This window comes from Bacillus sp. PK6-013, from assembly GCF_054161445.1.
On the sequence record NZ_CP096417.1, the window covers coordinates 1,428,057 to 1,451,507 of the forward strand.

19 protein-coding genes and 1 riboswitch are annotated in these 23,451 nt (G+C 48.6%); of the genes, 13 read left to right on the forward strand and 6 right to left on the reverse strand.

The window, feature by feature from the left end:
* Nucleotides 1–31: 31 nt before the first annotated feature.
* The 3 genes from M1E03_RS07260 (at nt 32) to M1E03_RS07270 (ending at nt 7,273) form a co-directional block, all read left to right on the forward strand.
* Complete coding sequence (locus tag M1E03_RS07260; RefSeq protein WP_224146137.1) at nt 32–3,175, forward strand: S8 family peptidase; 3,144 nt, start codon at nt 32–34, stop codon at nt 3,173–3,175.
* A 264-nt stretch (nt 3,176–3,439) separates the two neighbouring features.
* A complete protein-coding gene (locus M1E03_RS07265; protein WP_023855364.1) occupies nt 3,440–4,015 on the forward strand; it encodes a TetR/AcrR family transcriptional regulator in 576 nt (191 codons plus the stop codon).
* 33 nt (nt 4,016–4,048) lie between these two features.
* The gene (locus tag M1E03_RS07270) at nt 4,049–7,273 is read left to right on the forward strand and encodes a bifunctional cytochrome P450/NADPH--P450 reductase (RefSeq protein ID WP_212110629.1); all 3,225 of its coding nucleotides are present in this window, start codon (nt 4,049–4,051) and stop codon (nt 7,271–7,273) included.
* Between the two features lie 24 nt (nt 7,274–7,297).
* Here M1E03_RS07270 and M1E03_RS07275 read toward each other — a convergent pair whose 3' ends face one another.
* Both M1E03_RS07275 and M1E03_RS07280 read right to left on the reverse strand, forming a co-directional pair.
* Nucleotides 7,298–7,681, reverse strand: a complete 384-nt coding sequence (locus tag M1E03_RS07275) for a YoqO family protein (protein ID WP_039072889.1) — start codon at nt 7,679–7,681, stop codon at nt 7,298–7,300.
* 146 nt (nt 7,682–7,827) lie between these two features.
* Nucleotides 7,828–9,045 carry an MFS transporter gene (locus M1E03_RS07280; protein WP_458110732.1) on the reverse strand — a complete coding sequence of 406 codons (1,218 nt, stop codon included), beginning with the start codon at nt 9,043–9,045 and terminating at the stop codon, nt 7,828–7,830.
* A 120-nt stretch (nt 9,046–9,165) separates the two neighbouring features.
* Between M1E03_RS07280 and M1E03_RS07285 the strand changes: the two genes are divergently transcribed.
* Both M1E03_RS07285 and M1E03_RS07290 read left to right on the forward strand, forming a co-directional pair.
* Nucleotides 9,166–10,065 (forward strand): LysR family transcriptional regulator, encoded by a 900-nt coding sequence (locus M1E03_RS07285; protein WP_059231416.1) that lies wholly within the window; start codon nt 9,166–9,168, stop codon nt 10,063–10,065.
* Nucleotides 10,066–10,142: 77 nt separating this feature from the next.
* The gene (locus tag M1E03_RS07290; protein WP_020452372.1) at nt 10,143–11,096 is read left to right on the forward strand and encodes an iron-hydroxamate ABC transporter substrate-binding protein; all 954 of its coding nucleotides are present in this window, start codon (nt 10,143–10,145) and stop codon (nt 11,094–11,096) included.
* Between the two features lie 42 nt (nt 11,097–11,138).
* On the opposite strand, the gene M1E03_RS07295 is transcribed toward M1E03_RS07290, so the two are convergent.
* Nucleotides 11,139–12,083, reverse strand: a complete 945-nt coding sequence (locus M1E03_RS07295) for a cupin domain-containing protein (protein ID WP_059231413.1) — start codon at nt 12,081–12,083, stop codon at nt 11,139–11,141.
* Nucleotides 12,084–12,187: 104 nt separating this feature from the next.
* Between M1E03_RS07295 and M1E03_RS07300 the strand changes: the two genes are divergently transcribed.
* Nucleotides 12,188–13,015 (forward strand): uroporphyrinogen-III synthase, encoded by an 828-nt coding sequence (locus M1E03_RS07300; protein WP_145608328.1) that lies wholly within the window; start codon nt 12,188–12,190, stop codon nt 13,013–13,015.
* Between the two features lie 300 nt (nt 13,016–13,315).
* Here the strand turns inward: M1E03_RS07300 and M1E03_RS07305 are convergent, their stop codons facing one another.
* Nucleotides 13,316–13,981 (reverse strand): peptidase E, encoded by a 666-nt coding sequence (locus M1E03_RS07305; RefSeq protein WP_025811075.1) that lies wholly within the window; start codon nt 13,979–13,981, stop codon nt 13,316–13,318.
* Nucleotides 13,982–14,000: 19 nt separating this feature from the next.
* Nucleotides 14,001–14,378, reverse strand: a complete 378-nt coding sequence (locus tag M1E03_RS07310) for a winged helix-turn-helix transcriptional regulator (protein ID WP_020452368.1) — start codon at nt 14,376–14,378, stop codon at nt 14,001–14,003.
* A 157-nt stretch (nt 14,379–14,535) separates the two neighbouring features.
* Between M1E03_RS07310 and M1E03_RS07315 the strand changes: the two genes are divergently transcribed.
* The 7 genes from M1E03_RS07315 (at nt 14,536) to kdpDN (ending at nt 22,905) form a co-directional block, all read left to right on the forward strand.
* The gene (locus M1E03_RS07315; RefSeq protein WP_059231411.1) at nt 14,536–15,756 is read left to right on the forward strand and encodes an MFS transporter; all 1,221 of its coding nucleotides are present in this window, start codon (nt 14,536–14,538) and stop codon (nt 15,754–15,756) included.
* Nucleotides 15,757–15,786: 30 nt separating this feature from the next.
* Complete coding sequence (locus tag M1E03_RS07320; RefSeq protein ID WP_020452366.1) at nt 15,787–16,632, forward strand: aldo/keto reductase; 846 nt, start codon at nt 15,787–15,789, stop codon at nt 16,630–16,632.
* A 252-nt stretch (nt 16,633–16,884) separates the two neighbouring features.
* Nucleotides 16,885–17,027: riboswitch (cyclic di-AMP (ydaO/yuaA leader) on the forward strand.
* Between the two features lie 254 nt (nt 17,028–17,281).
* The gene (gene kdpF, locus M1E03_RS07325) at nt 17,282–17,329 is read left to right on the forward strand and encodes a K(+)-transporting ATPase subunit F (RefSeq protein ID WP_409333860.1); all 48 of its coding nucleotides are present in this window, start codon (nt 17,282–17,284) and stop codon (nt 17,327–17,329) included.
* 25 nt (nt 17,330–17,354) lie between these two features.
* The gene (kdpA, locus tag M1E03_RS07330; RefSeq protein WP_020452365.1) at nt 17,355–19,028 is read left to right on the forward strand and encodes a potassium-transporting ATPase subunit KdpA; all 1,674 of its coding nucleotides are present in this window, start codon (nt 17,355–17,357) and stop codon (nt 19,026–19,028) included.
* Between the two features lie 79 nt (nt 19,029–19,107).
* Nucleotides 19,108–21,114 carry a potassium-transporting ATPase subunit KdpB gene (gene kdpB, locus M1E03_RS07335; protein WP_229029924.1) on the forward strand — a complete coding sequence of 669 codons (2,007 nt, stop codon included), beginning with the start codon at nt 19,108–19,110 and terminating at the stop codon, nt 21,112–21,114.
* A gap of 12 nt (nt 21,115–21,126) precedes the next feature.
* Complete coding sequence (gene kdpC, locus M1E03_RS07340) at nt 21,127–21,687, forward strand: potassium-transporting ATPase subunit KdpC (RefSeq protein WP_020452363.1); 561 nt, start codon at nt 21,127–21,129, stop codon at nt 21,685–21,687.
* Between the two features lie 69 nt (nt 21,688–21,756).
* Nucleotides 21,757–22,905: a KdpD-like non-kinase potassium sensor gene (kdpDN, locus tag M1E03_RS07345; protein ID WP_075213051.1), complete on the forward strand. Its 1,149-nt coding sequence runs from the start codon at nt 21,757–21,759 to the stop codon at nt 22,903–22,905.
* Here kdpDN and M1E03_RS07350 read toward each other — a convergent pair.
* The gene (locus tag M1E03_RS07350) at nt 22,878–23,447 is read right to left on the reverse strand and encodes a methylated-DNA--[protein]-cysteine S-methyltransferase (RefSeq protein ID WP_458110733.1); all 570 of its coding nucleotides are present in this window, start codon (nt 23,445–23,447) and stop codon (nt 22,878–22,880) included. The genes kdpDN and M1E03_RS07350 overlap by 28 nt on opposite strands.
* Nucleotides 23,448–23,451 lie beyond the last annotated feature (4 nt).

Here is a 23,451-nt window from a genome sequence, read left to right on the forward strand (position 1 = left end):
AACGTTTTTACTATATTTTCCGGAGGTATTTATGAACAAAAGGATCGTGAAAAGTTCAATTGTTTTCTTTCTCCTTGTTGCATTGATTTTTGGCCAGCTGCCTCTACCGAAGACTATGGCGGCCGAAGACAGCGTTCCGATTAACGAAACCACACTGACCGGCGCGTCCCCAGTTGTAGCGTCATTTCAAAGCGATGATGAGGTGCATTGGTATAAAATCAATCCTTCAAATCAGGAAATCGCAAACCACACGCATTTCCGCGTTAAACTGAAATCAGATGCAGAGCTGAACATTTCCGTTTACTCCAGCCTGGAAAACGCAGCTGATCACCAAACGTTTGACAGATACAACGGCTACTCCTATGAAAATAATCCCGCTTTAATCGATTTTCCGATTGCCTGGAAAGGTCCTTACTACATAAAAGTAGAAAATCACCATGATGAGGAAAACGAAACCACTTCAATTACAGATATTTCTTACACCATCAGCTATGAAGGCGTCACCCTGCCTCCGGCAAACCAGGAGGCGGAAGAAGAGTGTCCTGCAGAATTAAGCGTCTCCGAAAGGGAAACCGGCAAGGGCATATTAAAACAGTTAAGAACGATCAGGGATGAAGTTCTTTCAAAAACTGAAAAAGGAAAAGAGCTGTCTTCCCTTTACTATAAAGCAGCTCCATTCATCAGCGCAAAAATGCTCTTTAACAAATCGATGAGAGACAGTGTCTACAAAGACTTGGTGCAGCTGAAGCCGCTGTTTTCCGATGTCGCAAAAAACGGAAAAGAGAGCGCATACACCATTACGAATGATAATCAAAAAGCGATCAGCCGTCTGTACGAAACATCGCGCGAGTCCGTTCCCGAGTCGCTGAAAAAACAGCTGGATCAAGTGGCAAAAGACATCGGCATCGAACAATTAACAGGCAGCAAAGTATCGGCTGTGCTGGAGAAAGCGGGGATGGCGACAGCTACATCAAGCGCCCCTGAAAAACGCTATATTGTAAAATTGAAAGACGGCAAAAAACTGGGTTCTTTCAAATCTAAAGCCCAATCTTCCGGCGTCAAGGCATTAGAACCACTTGGTAAAAGTAAAACGAAATTTAAAGATATGTACGTTGTGGAAATGAAGGAAAGCCGTTCAGCCGGATTCAAAGCGGCGGCAAAGCAATATCAGACGGCAGCAGCCAAGATTGCCAAGATGCCTGAAGTGGAATTCGTCGAACAGGTTCAGCAATATGAAGCACTGTCAGCGGACACCCAGTATCCATATCAATGGTCGCTCAAAAATAACGGCAAAAACCGTGCTGCGAATGCAGACATACAATTTGAACAGCTTCAAAAACTGATGAAAGGCAAAAAGCTGAGAGATACAGTAATCGCCGTTGTCGATACGGGTGTTGATCATACGCTTGCCGATTTAAGCGGCAGCGTCAAAAAAGACGAAGGCTATAACTATATCAGCCGCACCGCGGACGCGATGGATGACAATGGCCACGGCACACACGTGTCAGGCATCATCGCAGCTGCGCAAGACAACCATTTTTCAATGGCGGGAATCAATGCCTATGCCAAAATCCTGCCTGTCAAAGTGCTGGATTCTTCAGGAAGCGGAGATACGGAACAGATTGCCAACGGCATCATCTATGCTGCCGACCACGGTGCAAAAGTCATTAATTTAAGCCTTGGCGGACCATACAGCAGGGTGATGGAATATGCGCTCAAATACGCGGCGTCCAAAAATGTGACGATCGTTGCCGCCACCGGCAATGACGGAGTGTCGGAGATTTCGTACCCGGCATCTTCGAAATATACGCTTTCAGTCGGGGCGACCAATAACCTCGATCTCGTCTCGGACTATTCCAATTATGGAAAAGGTCTCGATATGGTGGCGCCGGGAACCGATATTCCAAGCCTCGTTCCGGACGGAAATGTCACTTATATGAGCGGAACATCCATGGCGGCGCCGCATGTTGCAGCTGCAGCAGGACTTCTTTTGTCACAGAATCCATCTTTGAAACCAAAGCAAGTCGCAAAGCTATTGACCGAGACGACAGCAGATGTGGCATTTGAAGAACAGGATAATCCCAACCCGGACTATGATCTGGATGTAGAACCGGCTGCTCAAATCCCTGGTTATGATTTCGTTTCCGGGTGGGGGAGGCTGAATGTTTATCACGCAGCCAGCGTTTTTGAGCTGAACATGAAGGTTCATCCCGTTTTAAACCGTCATACGGCAGTGACAGGCACAGCCAAAAGCGGTGTGGCGGTCAAAATCTTGCGAGGGAAGCAAGTATTGGGCACGGGAACAGCTGGAAAATCAGGCGCGTTTTCAGTGAAAATTCCGGCCCAGAAGGCGGGGCAAGTTCTTCATGTCGCGGCATCGGGTTATCAGGCGGAAGCCTCGCTCAGAACCGTCGTGGAAAAAGCGCCGAAAAACCCTTCCGTCAAACGCATCACGAACAAAGATACTGCCGTAACGGGGAAAACGGCAGCCGGCTACACGATCAAAGTGAAAAACGCGTCCAAAAAAGTGATCGCGCAAGGCAAAGCGGATGCATCCGGAGCGTTTAAAGTGAACATCAATAAGCAAAAAGAATATGCCGTTTTGTATGTCTCCGCATCTGCTGATGACTACAGAGAAAGCGGCGATGTTAAAATGACGGTTGCTGATGTCATCCCGCCAGGCGCCCCGAAAGTTTATCCGGTTTCCGATAAAAGTACGGTGATTCAGGGAAAAACAGAAGCAAACGCGCAAGTCAGCGCAAAAGTAAAAGGAAAGACGATCGCTTCCGGTAAAGCGAACGGAAAAGGTGAATACAAGCTGAAAATCAGCAGGCAAAAAGCCGGAACGGTCATCAGTGTAACAGCAAAGGATAAAGCCGGGAATGTCAGCAAAGCGAAAGCCGTCACTGTGCTTGACAAAACTCCCCCGCCCGCGCCAAAAGTGAATACGGTAACAAACAAGAGCACGGCCGTTAAGGGGAAAGCAGAGGCAAACGCCGCCATCACCGTCAAAGCAGGAAAGAAAACGCTTGGAACCGGCAAGGCCGATAAAAAAGGCGCGTTTTCCGTTAAAATAAAAAAACAAAAGGCAAACACTGTTTTAGCGGTCACTGCAAAAGATAAAGCCGGCAATACGAGCAAAGCGAGCATATTAAAAGTCAAAAAAGGAAAATAATCCGATGGCAGAGGGAACTGATGACATATCAGTTCCTCTTTTTTAATCGAAATTAATATATAAGAATACTATTAAACAGCCGCACTGCCTCCATTCGATTTATGAATTTCAACTCATGTCAACAGTTGGGTCTATTCTCCCTTTTTTTGTTTTCTTTTAAAAAATTTTATATTAAAAAAGGAATTTTCGAGTGTTCTGTCAAAAAGTGAATGTATTGGAAAAGCGGAATGAACGTTCATTCCGCTGGCTTGGAGGGCAAAATCAATGGAATCGGAAAGCAAATATCAGAAGATTATCGAGGCTTCGCTCGTCCTTTTCGCAGACCGTGGCTTTGACGCCGCAACCATTCCGATGATTGCCGAGAAGGCAAACGTCGGTGCAGGCACCATCTACCGCTACTTTGACAGCAAGGAAGACCTTGTGAACGTCTTGTTCCAAGACAGTGTGAAGAGATTTAAAGAAAAGATTGAGGAGGACTATCCTGAAGATTCAGCAGGGATAAAAAAACAATTTCAGCATATTTTCCGCTGCCTTTTCGAGTTTTCTCAGGAAAATGTCCATGCGCTTTATTTTTTGGAAATTGACAAAACCTCTCATTACCTGACAGAGAAAAGCCGTGAAGTCTTAAACGAACTGCTGGATTTCGTCTATTTATTTTTTGAAAAAGGGAAAGCGGCCGGCGTGATTCGCCCCTTGCCTTCTCACATCTTGTCGGCTGTGGTATTCGGGGCGTTCGTTCATATTCAGAAATTGGTAAGGGCCGGGGAAATCGAAGATCCTACCGGACTGATCAAAGAGATTGAAGAATGTTCCTGGCATGCTGTCAAACATCATGGATGAAAAGCTTTTTTCAAAACAGAAAGGATGATTTTCATGAACACGTTAAATGGAATTCCAATCCCTAAAACTTACGGACTGCTCGGCAACCTGCCTTTGCTTGACAAAAACAAGGTCTCCCAGTCTCTTTGGAAAATCGCGGATGAGATGGGGCCTATCTTTCAATTTAAGTTTGCAGATGCGATTGGGGTATTTGTGTCCAGCCATGAACTGGTTAAAGAAGTCTCTGACGAATCCCGGTTTGACAAAAACATGGGGAAGGGGCTATTGAAAGTTCGCGAGTTCAGCGGAGACGGGCTGTTTACGAGCTGGACGAAGGAACCCAATTGGCGGAAAGCCCACAATATCCTTCTGCCGAGCTTCAGCCAAAAAGCGATGAAGGGATACCATCCCATGATGCAGGACATCGCCGTCCAGCTCATCCAAAAATGGTCCCGTCTCAATCCGGATGAAAGTATTGACGTACCGGATGATATGACGCGGCTGACGCTGGATACGATCGGCTTATGCGGATTTAACTACCGCTTTAACAGCTTCTACCGCGAAGGGCAGCATCCGTTTATCGAGAGCATGGTCCGGGGTTTGAGCGAAGCGATGAGACAGACGAAGCGCTTTCCGCTGCAGGATAAGCTGATGGTCCAAACGAAGCGTCAGTTTGACAGCGATGTTGAGTCGATGTTTTCTCTTGTTGACCGGATCATCGCTGACCGGAAGCAGGCCGGCAGCGAAAGCGGAAATGACCTTTTATCGCTTATGCTTCATGCGAAAGACCCTGAGACCGGCGAAAAACTGGATGATGAGAATATCCGCTATCAAATCATTACGTTTTTGATCGCAGGGCACGAGACGACGAGCGGTTTATTATCGTTTGCGATCTATCTGCTCCTGAAGCATCCGGATAAGCTTAAGAAAGCGTATGAAGAAGCGGACCGCGTGCTGACCGATCCCGTTCCTTCCTACAAACAGGTTCAGCAGCTGAAATACATTCGAATGATTTTGAATGAATCGATAAGGCTTTGGCCGACGGCGCCGGCTTTTTCTCTTTACGCAAAAGACGAAACGGTTATCGGGGGAAAATACTTGATTCCGAAAGGCCAGAGCGTCACAGTGCTCATCCCAAAACTGCACAGGGATCAAAGCGTCTGGGGAGAAGATGCCGAGGCGTTCCGGCCTGAACGGTTCGAGCAGATGGACAGCATTCCGGCGCACGCATACAAACCGTTTGGCAACGGCCAAAGGGCATGCATCGGCATGCAGTTCGCCCTTCACGAAGCGACGCTTGTGCTCGGCATGATTCTTCAGTACTTTGATCTTGAAGATCATGCAAACTATCAATTGAAGATCAAAGAATCGCTGACATTAAAACCGGATGGCTTCACAATCAGGGTAAGGCCGAGGAAAAAAGAAGCAATGATGGTGACGCCGGGTGCTCAACCTGAAGAGAACAAGCGGCAGGAAGAAAAGCCTTCCGCACCGGCTGCGGAAAATACGCACGGAACCCCTCTCCTTGTGCTCTACGGTTCAAATCTCGGCACAGCCGAAGAGGTTGCAAAGGAGCTTGCTGAAGAAGCGCGTGAGCAAGGATATCGAAGCCGGACGGCGGAGCTTGATCAATATTCAGGCGACCTCCCGGCAGAAGGGGCTGTTATCATTGTGACGGCTTCCTATAACGGAAACCCGCCTGATTGCGCAAGGGAATTTGTCCATTGGCTTGAGCATGATCAGACAGGCGATTTGCACGGTGTCAAATATGCGGTATTCGGCTGCGGTAACCGGAGCTGGGCCAGCACCTACCAGCGGATTCCGCGCCTGATTGACAGCGCATTGGAAAAAAGAGGCGCCCAAAGGCTGCACAAGCTTGGAGAAGGGGATGCAGGCGATGATTTTGAAGGACAGTTTGAGTCATGGAAAAACGATCTGTGGCCGCTTTTAAGAACCGAATTTTCATTGTCCGAACCCGAGCCGAATCAAACAGAAACAGACAGACAAGCCATATCTGTCGAGTTTGTAAGCGCACCTGCGGCTTCGCCGCTGGCTAAAGCTTATCAAGTGTTTACAGCGAAAATATCGGCAAACCGGGAACTGCAGTGTGAAGAGAGCGGGAGAAGCACGAGGCATATTGAAATATCGCTTCCTGAAGGTACCGCATATCAGGAGGGAGACCATCTCGGGGTGCTTCCGCAAAACAGCGAGGTGCTGATTGAACGCGTTTTTCAGCGGTTTGGGCTGAACGGAAATGAACAAATTATGATCAGCGGCCGGAGTCAAGCATCACATTTGCCTTTGGAGCGGCCCGTTCATGTCAAGGATCTTTTTCAACATTGTGTCGAGTTGCAGGAACCGGCTGCAAGGGCCCAGATTCGCGAGTTGGCGGCACATACTGTATGTCCGCCTCATCAGCGCGAGCTTGAAGATTTGCTGAAAGATGACGTCTATAAGAATCAAGTGTTGAAAAAACGGCTGACAATGCTTGACCTGCTTGAGCAATACCCGGCCTGTGAACTGCCGTTCGCCCGCTTTCTGGCGCTTCTGCCTCCGCTAAAACCGAGGTATTACTCGATTTCCAGTTCGCCGCAGATTAACCCTCGGCAAACAAGCATCACCGTCTCTGTCGTAAGCGGACCGGCATTGAGCGGCCGCGGGCAATATAAGGGGGTTGCATCGAACTATCTCGCAGGCCTTGAGCCGAAAGATGCGATTTCTTGTTTCATCAGGGAGCCCCAGTCAGGCTTCAGGCTTCCTGAAGATCCTGAAACACCGATGATCATGGTCGGACCGGGCACCGGAATCGCACCTTACCGCGGATTTCTTCAGGCGCGCCGCATCCAGCGCGAAACCGGGATAAAGCTCGGTGAAGCGCATTTGTACTTCGGCTGCCGCCGTCCGAATGAAGATTTTCTGTATCGAGACGAATTGGAGCAAGCGGAAAAGGACGGAATCGTCCATTTGCATACAGCGTTTTCCAGGCTTGAAGGCCGTCCGAAAACATATGTGCAAGATTTGCTCAGAGAGGATGCAGACATGCTGATTCACTTGTTGAACAAAGGCGGCCGCCTGTATGTGTGCGGAGACGGAAGCCGCATGGCTCCCGCTGTTGAACAAGCTTTGTGCGAGGCATATCGGATTGTACAGGGAGCGCGTCAGGAAGAGTCGGAAAGCTGGCTGTCCGCACTTTTGGAAGAAGGGCGCTATGTAAAGGATGTGTGGGACGGCGGCGTTTCTCAACATAACGTGAATGCGGACCACATCGCAAGAACGTAAAACAAAAAGAGGCATTCTGAATTATCAGGATGCCTCTTTTTTAGAGTTTGTGATTTTTCCATTGATATAGATGAAAAGGTTTAATCCCAAGAACCAAACGAGCAAAATATATCCCCATTTTGCCGGCGTCTCCCAGCCCTCGAAAAAAGGCAGAGAATCAATGAATGTTTGCCCTTTCATGATGACAAACACCAATAACGCCACAGAGGTGACGAGAGCGAGCCCTTGTAAAATGAGCGTTTTTGCACTTCGTTTTTTCAAATCTCCCCATACGTACATCAGTACGAACACCAGGGAGACCATTGAGATGATATCATTCGCTGTGCCGTTTATTTTGAGCCCAAACCTGAGAAAAAGATTCAAACATGCAGATGCCAAAAATCCGTTAAATCCAATTGTTTTAAGCAAGATGATTCCCCCTCAAACCATTATAGAGGGAGATAAAGGAAAAGCCAACATGACAGGCTGCATTTATTCATTCTAAAAACGGCTGATCTTCAGGAGGAATCGTCATGCTGGCTTTGGTTTAAATATCGGCATGCGGTGAAGAAAGTTTAGCTTTTATTTCGGATCTGTGTATCGTCTTGCCGGCTGTTCCTTTTGGCTTCGGCAAAGAAAATTGCCGGATAAGCGGCCAAAAGCAGCAAGGTAATGAAGGCGACGATTCCCGGCCATTTAAAATGAGTCCAGAAGAAGCCTCCGAAAGACCCTGCTAAGCTTGAGCCGAGATAATAGCTCAGCAAATAAAGGGAGGAAGCTTGAACGCGCTGTTCGCCGGCCGTCTGCCCGACCCAGGAGCTTGCGATCGAATGCGAGCCGAAAAATCCGAATGTAAAGACAGCGATTCCGGCGATTTTCAGAGAAAGCTGAGGCAGAAGCGTAAGCAATGCGCCTCCCGCGATAATGGCAATCCCGATTTTCAGCATCAGCGGGCTGCCAAAACGGTCGGCTTTCTTTCCCATATAAACGGAACTGATTGCCCCTGCCAAATAAACGATAAAGATGAACCCGATGACAGTTTGAGAGAGTCTGTACGGAGGGCCCATCAATTGAAATCCGATATAATTGAACAGCGTAACAAAGCTTCCCATTAATAGAAATCCGAGTGAAATAATCGACAGCAGCCGTTTGTTCATCAAGACGGCAGAGTAGGCGAGGCTCGCCTTTTTCATGCTCGTTTTTCGCTTAGCGGAGTGCTGTGGCCGGGGCAGCAAAATCCAAAACAAATAGCTTAATAGCACTGATAATCCCCCGATGATTCCAAGCGCTGCACGCCAGCTGAACAAGTCTGTCAAAAGGCCGGTCAAAAGCCTTCCGCTCATTCCTCCAAGGCTTGTGCCGCTAATGTATAACCCCATCATTTTCCCGAGCCCTCGCGGATCAAATTCCTCTCCGACATAAGTCATGGCGATCGCGGGTACGCCTGCAAGGAAAAAGCCAAGCAGCCCTCTCATCACCAAGAGCGCCGCGAAGTTCGGACTAAAGGCGGTCAAGAGGCCGAGCACAGATGTCGCAAACAGGGATATTGCCATAATCGTCTTCCGGCCGAATCCGTCAGATAAAGCTGCTGCCGTGAGTAATGCAAAAGCCAATATACCTGTTGAAATGGATAAAGTTAAGCTTGCAGCTGCCGCCGATATGCCGAATTCCTCCGCAAACAGAGGCATGAGCGGCTGTGTGGTGTAAAGCGTGGCAAATGTCACAAAACCGCTGATGAATAAAGCGATGCTTGCTTTTTGATAATCTTTCGTATGCGGCTGTATGTAAGTCATGGTAGCTCCTCTTTTCCAGAATGACAATCTATGTTTCATGGTACGCTTTCATTTGTGATGTGTCTAATTTATAATATCTATCAACATCATGCATTCTAGTTATGAAGGAGCGGATGAGCATTGGAACTCTATCAAATTGACCATTTTATTGCCGTGAGCAGGCATAAACATTTTACAAAAGCCGCCCTGGAACAAAGGATTTCCCAGCCGGCTTTGAGCAGGTCGATCAAAAAGCTTGAAGAAGAATTGGGCGTCCCGCTGTTTATTCGAAAAACAAAATCGATCCGCCTAACAAAGTACGGCGAGCAGTTCCTCATCAAAGCGAAACAGGCCCGCCTTGCTCTTGACGAAGGCGTCCAGCAAATCAGGGAAAGCGTCAATCCGAATGCCGGGGAAATCTCGGTATCTTTTTTGCATACGCTTGGTTCACGCCTGATGCCGCAGCTGATTGCCGGTTTTAAAAAGAAGTACCCGAATGTTGCGTTCCGTCTGTATCAGGCTGCAAATGAACATCTTCAGCATATGGTGGAGACGGGCGAGGCTGATATATGTCTCAGCTCACCACCCCTTCCAAACGAACTTCTTGAATGGACGGTGCTGGATACTGAACCGCTTTACCTGGTGCTTCCCGCCGACCACCCGCTCGCAAATCGGAAAGAAGTCGCGATCAGATCCATTGCCCATGAGGACTTTGTCGGTTTTAAGCCGGGTTATGGTCTTCGATATGTGTTTGATCAAATGTGCCGGGAACTGTCCATCAGCCCGAAGCTTGCGTTTGAAGGGGAAGAAGTGTCGACGATTTTGGGCCTTGTGTCAGCAGGGCTCGGTGCGGCGATCCTGCCGAAAACGGCGGAACATATCCATTCTCCGGTGGCATTTTGCCGAGTGTCAGACTACCGTTCTGAGAGGACGATCGGTCTCGCCGTTTTGAAAGACTATTATTTATCGCCGGCGGCACGCAACTTTAAAGAATTTGTCATCGAATACTATCGACGGAATGAGCGGCCTGATCAGCCGTAAAGCAAATAAAGACTTCTCATGGTGACAATTATCCTGTATATTGATAATGATAATCATTATCAATCGGAGGGTTGAACATGACGAAAAAGCAGTATTCTTATATATTGACCGTTTTACTCGCATTTTCTGTTTTTCTTTCAGGCTGTCAAAGCGGCCAAAAACAGACGGCATCAAAGAACGAAGCGAAAACAAGAGTGGTGAAAACAATCAACGGAAATGTCACTGTACCGGCCAATCCGAAGCGCGTCGTTACGATAGGATATGCCGGGACAATGCTTGCATTCGGAATCAAGCCGCTTGGAGAAACAGGGAAATATCTTGAAAGTCCCTATATTAAAGATCATATTTCAGAAATAAAGAATATCGGGGGAAAAGACGGTTTTTCAGTATCTGTGGAAAAGATTCTTAAGCTTAAACCCGATTTGATCGTATCGATGACAAACGATAAAAAAGAATATGAAAAGCTCTCAAAAATCGCTCCGACTGTCGTTTATCCGTTCGGCACGTTTAAAGATGCACGCGATGAAATGAAAACGTTTGGCAAGCTGCTCGGCAAGGAAAAGGAGGCTCGGGAGTGGACGAAAACGTTTAATCAAAAAATGAAAGCCGCCCGCGCGAAAATCAAAGATGCATCTGTACAAGGTGAAACGTTCTCTTTAATCGGCGCATATGCAAAATCTGTGTATGTCTACGGGGCCTACGGGTATCGGGGCGGAGAAGCGATCTATACGCAGCTGGGACTGACGCCGCCTGAATCTGTTAAAAAGGATGCCATTGATACAGCTGACGGATATAAAGCCATATCTTTCGAAGTTCTGCCGAAATATGCCGGAGACTACATATTTGTCGATGAATCATACAACGGAAAGCTTGATCAGGACAATCCGGTTTGGAAGTCGCTTGACGCGGTGAAAAAAGGCAAGGTCTTTTTCCTCGATCCGGACAGGTTCTGGCCGTATGATCCAAACGCTGTTCAGGCGCAGGCCGAAGAAATCGCGGACATGATTTCCAAGAAAGCGAAAAACGAATAGAAAAGCGGGGAGCCGAAAAGAATGATCCGGCTTCCCGCTTTTTCATTTTTCATAATGCTGAAATTGAATATCCAGTGTCCGGAGGTATGTTTGCAGGCCCGCATCTTGGATGGGGATGATATAGGCCGCTTCACCTGACTCATTATGGTGGGAATGCCATAATCCCGGCGGTGTAATGAAGGCTTTTCCGGTTACCCAGTCAATCCGTTTCGGATCGATGATTTCCTTTGTGGCCGGATCGATTTTGCTTCCGACTAATGTGTACGTCCCTGGTGCGGCATAGGCGACAAAATCGAGAGCCACCGACTTGTGGCTGTGGGGCGCTTGATTGGAGCCGGGAGGCACGATGCCGAACATCGCCCACAATACATGGGTGATCGTCAGCGTTTGATCGAATATATCATTGTTTAAAAGAACGGAAATACGGTTTCGGAAACGGGCGTCAGGAGCGGCGGCCGCTTCAGCCAATTTTGCTTTTGCCTGTTCAGCGGTGTAGATGGTTGGTTGAAAGCGGGATTCCGACGGCTTTACGCCCATATAATGCAGGAGAGGTGAATCGGTGATGTAATAAATGGCTGCATCTTCTGCTGCGGTATGCTGGCTGCTTGAACCGGCAGGCAAAGTCAAAAAATCGCCTTTCTGCCAGTGAATCGTATCTTCGCCCGCTTCGGTACGCCCTGCGCCGCTGACAATGTAATATAGTTCGCTTGTCGCGCGGGGGGCGGTGTGAATCGTGTCGCCCGAACGAATCTTGATGAAGTGGGCGAGAAGGGAAGGGCTTGAAGCGGGATATTCCGTCTTCAGTTCTTCTGAGATGTCCAGCGGGATGATCCGCGTTTCACCTGTTTCATACAATTCAGGTCCGAACTCTTTCACAGGAATCGGACTGATTATTCCGCTTCCAATCGGGTCAGAGGCAGTGGTATACTCGAAAAAACGGGCATGTTTCGTCAAATGCTCGGCTCGGGTTTCAAATTGAGAATGCATTGAAAAACCTCCTGTTATTTTTTGATAATTCAATCATATCTCATTTGGAAGATGATAGTAAACCATTACATTGATAGAAACAGATACGGAAAAGAGGGATTGGATTGGGAAAAGGATTGAACGGCAGAAGAATTGCCATCGGAGCATCGCGAAAAACGGATGAAATGAGCACATTAATCAAAAAGCAAGGCGGGGTTCCCGTCGTACGTTCCCTTCAGGGTACCGTGTTTTTGGCCGAAAAAGAAGTAGGTCCTGATTTGCGAGCCTTTGTTGAAACGGGAGCCGACTGGGTGATTTTTACGACAGGAATCGGGACGGAGACGCTTGTCAACCTAGCTGATAAACTGGGGATCGGTGAGCGCTATTTACAAGCGATCCGCGGGGCGAAGGCGGCATCGAGAGGCTACAAAACAATCGCCGCATTAAAAAAGCTCGGCATTACGCCGGTTGCGGCGGATGAAGACGGCACCACCAAAGGACTGATCGACTCGCTTCAATCCCATGATTTTTCCGGGAAACGGGTGATGGTACAGCTTCACGGCGAAAACGCACCGTCACTGCTTCAGTTTTTGGAAGAGAAAGGTGCAGCTGTTTTTCCGCTTCTGCCGTATCGCCATGTTGCACCGGACCGGGAAACCGTCGCTTTATTGTGCAGCGAGGTCATCAACCGTGAAGTGGATGCGGTTTGCTTTACAACAGCCGTCCAAGTCCGCTCGCTTTTTCATTTTGCGAAAGAAAACGACTATGCGGAGAAAATGGTCCAATCTTTTCAAGACAGCGTGTTGGCAGCCGCTGTCGGAAAAGTGACGGCAGAAGCTTTAAGAGAAGAAGGAGTTGAACGCCTGCTCGCTCCCGGCCTCGAACGAATGGGAGCGATGATTGTGGAGCTGGCCCGGTTTTATGAAACGGAAGAGGAAATCAAAACACAGTAAGTGCGAAGGAAATCAGCAGATTGGGGCGTGAGAGTCTCCTTGAGAGGCGCTGTCATGTATGCAGACCCAAAAGGAAAAAAGCCGCAGACACAGCTTGCCGTGCGGCTATCATTTTCTGGGCCGTGATACTTTTTGTGCATCATGCTTTTGAATATGTTGATCGTGAGCCGTTGATGTCAAATTTTTCTGTTTTGCTGGGTTTGAGTCTCACCGTGTTTTTTGACGGAAAGCCTGGTCAAACGGCTTGCAGCCGCAAAAACAAGAAAAACGCTTCGCCGATGAGCCGAAGCGTTTTTTGCTTTATAAAACAAATTGATCTGAAACGAATACCGCGCCGTCTTCATTAAAAATCCGGGCAGGCTTTGTTCCGATGACCCGGATGTCTGAAATGCTTGCGGCGATTCCCGTTTCTTCCGGCAAAGCGATGACGGGAGTGTCTAAAACATGCCTATACCTTTTAATCATCGGATCATGTTCAACCTTGTAGTGGCACCAAACCGCATAGTCTCCCAGAAGCTTTAATCCGTTAAAATCGCGCAATCCGCAAGCATTGCGGTCCATATAAGAGCAAGTCATGATGTTCTTTCCGAGAATGACGGCGCCTGCGCTTCCGCCGTAAATGACGCCGCCGCTTTCGGCATAGCGCTTTAACACCTCGATAAAATGTGATTCAATGAATTGTTTGAGCAGACGAAACGTATTTCCTCCGCCAATATATACGGCAGAAAATGCGTCTAAATCGTGCACGGTTTTGCCTTTGACATCCGTCCACATCACGATATTTTTAACGCCGAGCGGGTGAAAGAGCCGGCTGATCCAATCGAAGCCTTCATCATACCTGTCGGCGTCCATGGCAATCGGAATATACAACAAAGGCTTATGCGGGCAGAGGCTCCCGGCAAAATGTCGATCCAGCCGTTCAGTTTGGTGCGCATCTCCGCCCCCGGAAAGAAACCATTTTCCCATCCTGACCTCCATCTATTTATTATGTTTCCTTTAATTGTTCATTCAGCACGCTGTCCTCCAAAACGGCAAATTTGTCTCCATACACTTTCGTAATATGTGTTTCTCCCCAGGCGCACAATGAATCCAATATGTCTTTAAGCGTCCATCCGTATTCGCTGAGTTCGTATTCGACCTTCGGCGGCACCTGCTGGTACACGAGCCGATTGATGACGCCGTCCTCCTCCAGTTCGCGCAGCTGCTGGGTCAGCATTTTCTGCGTAATGTTCGGCATCAGCCGCTTCAGCTCGCTCGTGCGTTTTTTGCCGTGCGTCAAATGGCACAAAATCACACATTTCCATTTACCTCCAATTACTTCAAGTGTAGCTTCGACAGATATATTGTACTTTTTCGGCTTCATGTTCTCCTCCAAACCATAGGAACCGAAAAGTACCTATCTAACTTTTTGGTTCCTATCGCACTTAAAAGTGCGTACTTTTTTTTATAGATGATATGTACCATAATATCATTTGCCGGCAGACATTTGCTATACATTAAAAACGAAAGGGGGAAAAAGAATGACTTCTGTTCATGATAAAAAACGCAGTACATTAGCGCTTTTAGCCTTGGCGGCCAGCGCATTTGCCATCGGAACAACCGAATTCATCAGCGTGGGGCTTCTGCCTTTAATTGCTGATGACATGAACATTTCAGTGACGACCGCGGGGCTGACTGTATCGTTATACGCTTTGGGCGTGACAGTCGGCGCACCCGTATTGACGTCTGTCACATCGAGTATGCCGAGAAAAGCGCTGTTGCTTGTGATTATGATTATTTTTATGATCGGAAACGGGCTTGCGGCATGTGCCGGAAGCATCGGTGTTTTATTAACCGCCCGCGTGATTTCCGCGTTTTCTCATGGCGTATTTATGTCAATCGGTTCAACGATTGCGGCAAGCCTGGTCCCGGCGGATAAAAGAGCCGGAGCGATATCAATTATGTTTACCGGTCTGACGATTGCGATGATTACCGGAGTTCCCATCGGCACGTTCCTCGGTCAGCTGTTCGGCTGGCGGATTGCTTTTGCGGCGATCGTCGCTATCGGCGCACTGGCGTTTATCGCCAACAGCTTTCTTGTTCCGGCCGATTTGCCGAAAGGCGTCCGAACGTCTTTCAAGAGCCAATTGAAACTTGTAACCAATGGCCGTCTGCTGCTTTTATTCATCATTACGGCGCTTGGTTATGGAGGAACATTTGTTGTCTTTACGTATTTATCCCCGCTGCTTCAGCATGTGACAGGTTTTAAACAGGAAGCTGTTGCCGTCATTTTGCTTGCTTACGGCATTGCCGTCGCGCTCGGAAATATCATCGGAGGTAAAGCGGCCAACCAAAAACCGCTTACTGCATTATTCTATATGTTCATCGCCCAAGCGGTTGTGCTTCTCATCTTAACGGCGGCTGCTCCTTATCAGGCAGCGGGCTTTATCGTCATCATGCTGATGGGATTTTTAGCATTTATGAATGTCCCCGGGCTCCAGTCCTATGTGGTAATTCTGGCTGAACGGTTTGTTCCGGGGGCGGTAGATGTCGCATCAGCTGTCAATATCGCTGCATTCAACGCCGGGATCGCGATCGGATCTTATACAGGAGGCGCCATCACACAGTCGATCGGTTTGATTCACACTCCATGGGCCGGAGCTTTGATGGTGCTCGGCGCCGTCGCGCTGACGGGCTGGAGCAGGGCGCTGGAACGAAATGACCAAAAACAAAATCAAGCTTTAAAGAAAAACTGCGCATGATGTATACAAAAATATGAGGAGGCCAATTAGATGACGGCAAAAAATCTGCAAGATCGAATCACATTGAATAACGGGACGGACATGCCCTGGTTTGGACTAGGCGTGTTTAAAGTAGAGGAAGGGCCCGAACTGGTGCAAGCCGTAAAAACGGCAATCAAGCACGGCTACCGCAGTATCGATACGGCAGCCATCTACGGAAATGAAGAAGGGGTTGGCCAAGGAATTCGCGAAGGGTTGAAAGAAGCCGGAATTTCTAGAGAAGACTTGTTTGTAACGTCAAAGGTCTGGAATGACGATTTAGGCTATGACGAAACGATTGCAGCCTACGAAGCGAGTCTCGAAAAGCTCGGGCTCGATTACCTGGATTTATACCTGATCCACTGGCCTGTTGAAGGGCGCTATAAAGCGGCGTGGAAAGCCCTTGAAACTCTTTATGAACAAGGACGCGTAAAAGCAATCGGCGTCAGCAATTTTCACGTTCACCATCTGGAAGACTTGCTGAAAGATGCCGCCGTCAAACCGGTGATCGACCAGGTCGAGTATCACCCGCGGCTCACGCAGAAAGAGCTGCAAGCGTTTTGCCGTTCGCACAGCATCCAGCTTCAAGCATGGTCGCCGCTGATGCAAGGCCAATTGCTCAGCCACCCGCTGCTGAAAGATATCGCGGACAAGCACGGCAAGACACCTGCTCAAGTCATTTTACGCTGGGATTTGCAAAACGGAGTCATCACCATTCCAAAGTCGACAAAAGCGGAGCGAATTGCCCAAAACGCGGAGGTATTTGATTTTGAACTGACCCTCGAGGAAATGAAGCAAATTGACGGGCTGAATGAAAACACCCGTGTCGGTCCTGATCCTGATAACTTTGACTTTTAACAAAAAACGGCCCCGTTCGAATTTCCGAGCGGGGCTTCGACACATTTTTTATCCGCCGTTTTTCACAGGTAAAAGCCATAACATGAAAGAGAAAACAAGATATTAAGAGAAAATAGAAGGTAATAAGTCATAAACTGTGTAAAAAAGGTTATAAAATTGATAAACGAGGAAATTTGATCATTTATGAAACTTTACACGATGATTGAACGGGCGTAATATAAATCTCATCAAAAAACTGAATAAAATTTCCAATTAACGTAACCGCTGAATTCCAATTGGAAGCGGGGGAACCAATTTTTTGTGGCGCTGCCACTTGGGGTGAATCCTTTTCAAGGTAAGGTGACTCTTTGCACCTGAATCCGACAGCTAACCTCGCAAGCGTTTAAAGAGAACCAAAAAACGTGCATAAAGCACGGTTTCTTAACTGTGCCCAAAAAAGCCGTAAGAGGTTTGTTCTCTTGCGGCTTTTTTTCGTGCAAAAAACATGAAAGGAGGTGAGCGGAGTGCTGGATATCGTGATGCTGGCCATTGTCGCATTTTTAGCGGGGATGATGTTTCTGTTGCTGAGATGGGCGGGGAAAACCGCTGATCAATCATAAATGTGAAAGGAGTGATTGCCATGGCGCTATTGGCAGCGGGAGCAGCCGCCATGTTTGTCTATTTGACTTATGCTTTATTGAATCCTGAGAAATTTTAATTGTACACAAATTGGGGGTATTGAAATGACGTCGCTCATATCCATCTGTTTTATCCTGCTTGCCGCATTGCTGGCAGCCAAACCAATGGGGCTTTACATAGCGAAGGTATTTGACGGCGCCCCGTCCAAAATCGACCGGTTTTTCCTTCCGGCGGAACGCTTGCTGCTTGAGCTGGGCGGAGTAAAAGGAGAAAACCAATCGTGGAAGAAATACGCCGCCGCGCTGGTACTCACGAATACGGCGATGATTTTCATCGTTTATCTCGTTTTTCGTCTGCAGGGTGTACTGCCTTTAAATCCTGAAAAGGTCGCGGGAATGGAACCCACACTGGCTTTTAATACGGCAGTCAGTTTTATGACGAATACAAATTTGCAGCATTACAGCGGCGAAAGCGGTCTGTCCATGCTTTCGCAGATGATTGCGATCACCTTTTTAATGTTTGCCGCTCCCGCTACGGCGCTGGCCGCCGCGGTTGCGATGATTCGGGGGCTCGCCGGGAAACCGTTCGGCAACTTTTTTGTCGATTTGGTCCGTTCGATCACGCGGATTTTACTGCCGATCACAGTTGTGGTGTCGCTTGTTTTCGTCGCCCTAGGCGTACCGCAGACGCTTGACGGTTCCGTGACAGCCCATACGGTGAGCGGAGGGGAGCAGTCCATTGTTCGGGGGCCGGTGGCGTCCTTTTTATCCATCAAAGAGCTGGGGAACAACGGCGGGGGGTATTTTGGCGTCAACTCTTCTCATCCATTTGAAAATCCGAATGGATGGAGCAATGCGATTCAAATTTTATTAATGCTCTTGATTACCATCTCACTGCCGTTTACGTATGGGAAAATGGTTGGGAATCTGAAGCAAGGCCGCATTCTTTTTGTATCCGCAGGTCTTTTGTTTTTGCTTTCAGCCGGGGCAGCTTTCATGGCGGAATCGCAAGGCAATCCCGTCATCAATCAGCTCGGAATCGAGCACACAGAAGGCAGCATGGAAGGTAAGGAAGTGCGTTTTGGAACATTGAATTCAGCTTTTTATGCGATGGTTACCACCGCGAGCGAGACAGGAGCTGTCAATACGATGCACGACACGCTCACGCCACTAACGGGTCTTTTGGCATTGCTTAATATGATGCTGAACACGGTGTTTGGCGGAATAGGCGCCGGATTGATGAACATGCTTCTATACGCGATGGTTGCGGTTTTTCTGTCGGGCTTAATGGTCGGAAGAACGCCTGAGTTTTTAGGCAAAAAAATTGAAGGAAATGAAATGAAGCTTTTAGCCGTTACTCTGCTGATTCATCCTTTGTTAATCTTAGGGGCGTCAGCGCTTGCCGTCATGACGCAAGCGGGTCAGGCTGCAATTTCAAATCCCGGATTTCACGGGATCAGCCAGATTTTATACGAATATACGTCTTCAGCCGCGAATAACGGTTCAGGATTTGAAGGGCTCGGAGACGCGTCGCCTTTTTGGAATATAACAACGGGAATTGTGATGTTTATCGGCCGTTATTTCTCAATTGTCACACTGCTCGCAGTTGCGGGGTCACTTTTGAAAAAGCAAACCGTTCCGGAAACAATCGGAACATTTCGCACCGATTCAAGCCTGTTCAGCGGGATTTTTATCGCTTCGATCCTGATCGTCGGGGCTTTAACATTCTTTCCGGTGCTTGTGTTGGGACCGGCCGCAGAATATTTAACATTACGATAAGGGGGCTTTACTCATGAACGATTTGCATCATTCCAGTCAACAGGCCACACCGGATGCCGTTCACACAACAAAGCAAACGATGAACGACACGATCATCAAAGATGCGGTCAAACATGCCTTTTTAAAATTAGATCCGCGAACTATGATCAAAAATCCGATTATGTTTGTCGTAGAAGTTGGATTTTTCATAACGGTTCTGCTTTCCGTGTTTCCCCGGTTTTTCGGCAGTACGGCGGCTCCCTGGTTCAATCCGGCGGTTTCTTTCATTTTGCTGATCACCGTGTTATTCGCGAATTTCGCCGAAGCGCTGGCTGAAGGAAGAGGAAAGGCACAGGCCGATTCTTTAAAACAGACGAAAAAAGGGGTTTCGGCCAATAAAGTAATGGATGACCGCATTGAGAAGGTAGCGCCTGCCGAGCTTAGAAAGGGGGACATCGTCATCGTCTCCCAGGGAGAAATGATACCTGGCGACGGTGAAGTCATCGCGGGTCTCGCATCAGTAGACGAATCGGCCATCACGGGAGAGTCTGCTCCGGTCATAAAGGAAGCAGGCGGTGATTTCAGCTCTGTTACGGGAGGCACCCGGGTCGTCAGCGATTCGATTAAAGTCAAGATCACGAGTGATCCGGGTGAAACGTTCCTCGATCAGATGATCGCTTTAGTCGAAGGGGCTGAAAGGCAAAAAACGCCGAATGAAATCGCGTTGAATACGGTTTTAACGAGCTTAACGCTGATTTTTCTGATCGTTGTTGCGACACTCCCGTTTTTTACGTCCTATCTCGGTTTTCAAATTGATCCCGCCGTCTTGATTGCCCTGCTTGTCTGTCTTATACCGACGACGATCGGCGGGCTCCTGTCAGCCATCGGGATTGCGGGAATGGATCGCGTGACCCGCTTCAACGTTCTGGCGATGTCGGGGAAAGCTGTCGAGGCTGCGGGCGACATTAACACGATTGTTCTTGATAAAACAGGGACGATCACTTTTGGAAACCGGATGGCCGGGGAATTTGTCCCTGTCGGCGATGAATCGCTTCAAACCGTTGGTGAATATGCGGCGCTTGGCTCCATCCATGACGAAACACCGGAAGGACGCTCAGTCATCGAACTCGCTGATAAACTCTCGATTCACTATGACTCGTCCGTTGCTGAAGCAGGAGAACCGATTGAATTCAAGGCGGAAACGAGAATGAGCGGCGTGAACCTGCCCGACGGAAGGCACATTCGCAAAGGCGCTGTCGATGCCGTGAAAAAGTGGGTGATCAACAATGGCGGAACGATACCTTCGAATCTCGATCTGGAAAGCGAACGGATTTCAAAAGAAGGCGGAACACCGCTGGCTGTAGCGGCAGACGGAACAATCTTCGGTTTGATCTATTTAAAAGACACCGTTAAACCGGGCATGAAAGAGCGCTTTGCCGAGCTTCGCAAAATGGGGATCAAAACGGTGATGTGCACAGGCGACAATCCATTAACGGCCGCTACGATCGCAAGGGAAGCGGGCGTTGATGACTTTATTGCCGAAAGCAAGCCCGAAGACAAGATTAATGTGATCAAGCGCGAACAATATGAAGGAAAGCTTGTCGCCATGACGGGCGACGGAACCAATGACGCGCCCGCACTTGCGCAGGCTGATGTCGGGCTTGCCATGAACAGCGGCACAACAGCTGCCAAGGAAGCAGCGAATATGGTGGACCTTGATTCGAATCCGACAAAAATCATTGAAGTCGTCTCGATCGGAAAGCAGCTGCTTATGACGCGCGGCGCTTTGACTACGTTCAGCATCGCAAACGATATCGCCAAATATTTTGCCATCATCCCGGCGATGTTTATGCTGGCGATTCCCGAGATGAACGCGCTGAACATCATGAGGCTTGGTTCGCCGATTTCAGCGATCTTATCTGCGCTGATATTTAACGCGCTGATCATCCCGCTTCTTGTGCCTTTAGCCATGAAAGGAATTGCTTATAAGCCGATGAGCTCAAATGCTTTGCTGGCCCGCAATTTATTGATCTATGGCCTCGGCGGCGTCATCGTCCCTTTCATCGGAATCAAGCTGATCGATATGCTGCTTCAGATTATGTTGTAAGGAGGAATCGTCATGAAAGAAATCGGAGTAATCTTCAGAATCAGCCTGCTGTTAATGCTGGTTTGCGGGCTTGGATATCCGCTCGCGCTGACAGGGATTTCACAGGCCGCCATGCCTGGAAAGTCAAATGGAAGTCTTGTGTATGACCGGCAGGGGAATGTGATCGGCTCTGAACTCATTGGCCAGCGGTTTAGAGACCCGCGGCTCTTTCAAGGAAGGGAATCCAGCATCAAGTATGATGCCGCAGGATCTGGATCCCCAAACGAAGCGCCGTCAAATCCCGATTTGCTGAAACGGATGAAAGCATCGATTGAAAAGTGGAAGGAGGAAAACCCTGATGTTCCGATCAGTAAACTGCCGGTCGATTTAGTCACGAACTCCGCTTCGGGATTAGACCCTGATATCAGTCCCGACGGGGCGATGGCGCAAATTCCGAGAATCAGCCGTCTGACAGGACTGCCGGAGAAAGAGCTTGTGCAGCTTGTTCATCAGCATACCAAAAGCGACTTCTTAAGTGAACCGCGCGTCAACGTGCTGCTTCTCAATATCGATTTAAAAGAAAAACTGAAGTAGAATGCTGCCCGGTGTCTGATCATACGACACCGGGAAAAACAAACTTGATGAGAAAACGGAGATGCTGCAATGCGGAAAAAAAACACCCGTGATTATCGAAGGAAGACGCCGGGAGAGCTGCTGGCCGAAATTGAACAGCTGAAAAGAGGGCATTGGACCATTTATATCGGTTCTGCGCCGGGAGTCGGAAAAACGTATCGGATGCTCCAGGAAGCGCACGATTTAAAGCGGGAAGGGATCGATGCCGTGATCGGCCTTGTCGAAACGCATCATCGAAAAGACACGGCCGCACTCGTCAAAGGTTTAGAAGTCATTCCAAAACGAAACATTTCATATAAAGGGATAACGATGGGAGAAATGGATGTCGATGCGATTATTAACCGGAAGCCAGACCTTGTGCTTGTCGATGAACTGGCTCACACCAATGTGCCAGGTTCGAAAAATGAAAAGCGGTACATGGACGTTGAAGATATTTTACAGGAAGGCATCAACGTGCTGTCCGCCGTCAATATCCAGCATATCGAAAGCGTCCATGATATCGTTCAACACGTCACCGGGGTGAAAGTGAGAGAACGGATCCCGGACCGCGTGTTGGAATTGGCGAATGAAGTCATCTTGATTGACGTCACTCCGGAAACATTGCAAAAGCGGCTTCAGGAAGGAAAGGTATATGAAAAACATAAGATACAACAGGCTTTAACCCATTTTTTTACGAAAAATAATTTAGCTGCGTTGAGAGAGCTCGCCTTGCGAGAAGTTGCAGATGATGTGGATGATCGTCTGGAGCGGACGAACGGCAGCCTCCGGCCGAGGGGAACGAATGAAAAGATTTTGGTGTGCGTCCAGCACGGAAAAAATGCCGAAAAACTGATTCGGCGCGGGTGGAGAATCGCAAGCCGCCTGAAGGCCGATCTGCTCGTTTTAAACGTGTCGCGCACGTCAAAGGAGCAGCTGGCCCCGACAGAACGGGATAAAATCGGGCAATGGGAGACGCTCTGTGCACAATTCGGCGCCGAATTCATTTTTAAACACTCAAACAAAAGGCGCATTTCTGAAACGATCACTGATACAGCGAAACAGCACGGCATTACACAAATCGTGCTCGGCCAATCCGCCCGATCGCGATGGGAAGAAATCAGAAAAGGCTCGATTGTCAACAGCATTATGAGGCATACAGACGGAATCGACCTTCACATTGTCTCGGATGAGAAAGCTTGAGATCGGGATGCCGTTGTTAAAGGATGTTCAGCGGCGCCTGCGGCCTCCAGTATCAGCAGTTCTTTTTTCATCTCCAATCCGCCCCGGTATCCCGTGAGCTGTCCGTTTTTGCCGATAACCCGATGGCACGGCACTACCATTAACAGCGGATTTGCGCCGATCGCCGTACCTACGGCCCGGACAGCGTTCCGCTTTTGTATACGCCCGGCGATATCGGAATAGGAACGCGTGCTGCCGAAAGGAATTTCGGAGAGCGCCTGCCACACGGCTAGCTGAAAAGGCGTTCCGGCAAGGTCGACAGGAAAGCTGAAATGAGTCCGCTTGCCATCTAAATACGCCTGAAACTGCCCGGCGTATTCTGCCAATCCTTTGTCATCCCGAATGAAAACTGGCTGTGCGTACCTTTTTTCAGCCCAAGCGGCCAGCTCACCGAATCCTTGATTCCATGCCCCTGTAAAACAGAGCCCGCGGGCAGTCGCCGCAATGTGAATCTGCGAGCGGCGGCAAGTCAGCGTACGCCAGTATACGATTTGATCTTCCATATGT

Excerpts from the sequence above, each read along its gene's own strand:
- M1E03_RS07260 (WP_224146137.1), top strand. The coding sequence starts at position 32 with ATGAACAAAAGGATCGTGAAAAGTTCAATTGTTTTCTTTCTCCTTGTT.
- M1E03_RS07265 (WP_023855364.1), top strand. The coding sequence starts at position 3,440 with ATGGAATCGGAAAGCAAATATCAGAAGATTATCGAGGCTTCGCTCGTC.
- M1E03_RS07270 (WP_212110629.1), top strand. The coding sequence starts at position 4,049 with ATGAACACGTTAAATGGAATTCCAATCCCTAAAACTTACGGACTGCTC.
- M1E03_RS07280 (WP_458110732.1), bottom strand. The coding sequence starts at position 9,045 with ATGACTTACATACAGCCGCATACGAAAGATTATCAAAAAGCAAGCATC.
- M1E03_RS07290 (WP_020452372.1), top strand. The coding sequence starts at position 10,143 with ATGACGAAAAAGCAGTATTCTTATATATTGACCGTTTTACTCGCATTT.
- M1E03_RS07295 (WP_059231413.1), bottom strand. The coding sequence starts at position 12,083 with ATGCATTCTCAATTTGAAACCCGAGCCGAGCATTTGACGAAACATGCC.
- M1E03_RS07305 (WP_025811075.1), bottom strand. The coding sequence starts at position 13,981 with ATGGGAAAATGGTTTCTTTCCGGGGGCGGAGATGCGCACCAAACTGAA.
- M1E03_RS07310 (WP_020452368.1), bottom strand. The coding sequence starts at position 14,378 with ATGAAGCCGAAAAAGTACAATATATCTGTCGAAGCTACACTTGAAGTA.
- M1E03_RS07315 (WP_059231411.1), top strand. The coding sequence starts at position 14,536 with ATGACTTCTGTTCATGATAAAAAACGCAGTACATTAGCGCTTTTAGCC.
- M1E03_RS07320 (WP_020452366.1), top strand. The coding sequence starts at position 15,787 with ATGACGGCAAAAAATCTGCAAGATCGAATCACATTGAATAACGGGACG.
- kdpA (WP_020452365.1), top strand. The coding sequence starts at position 17,355 with ATGACGTCGCTCATATCCATCTGTTTTATCCTGCTTGCCGCATTGCTG.
- kdpB (WP_229029924.1), top strand. The coding sequence starts at position 19,108 with ATGAACGACACGATCATCAAAGATGCGGTCAAACATGCCTTTTTAAAA.
- kdpC (WP_020452363.1), top strand. The coding sequence starts at position 21,127 with ATGAAAGAAATCGGAGTAATCTTCAGAATCAGCCTGCTGTTAATGCTG.
- kdpDN (WP_075213051.1), top strand. The coding sequence starts at position 21,757 with ATGCGGAAAAAAAACACCCGTGATTATCGAAGGAAGACGCCGGGAGAG.
- M1E03_RS07350 (WP_458110733.1), bottom strand. The coding sequence starts at position 23,447 with ATGGAAGATCAAATCGTATACTGGCGTACGCTGACTTGCCGCCGCTCG.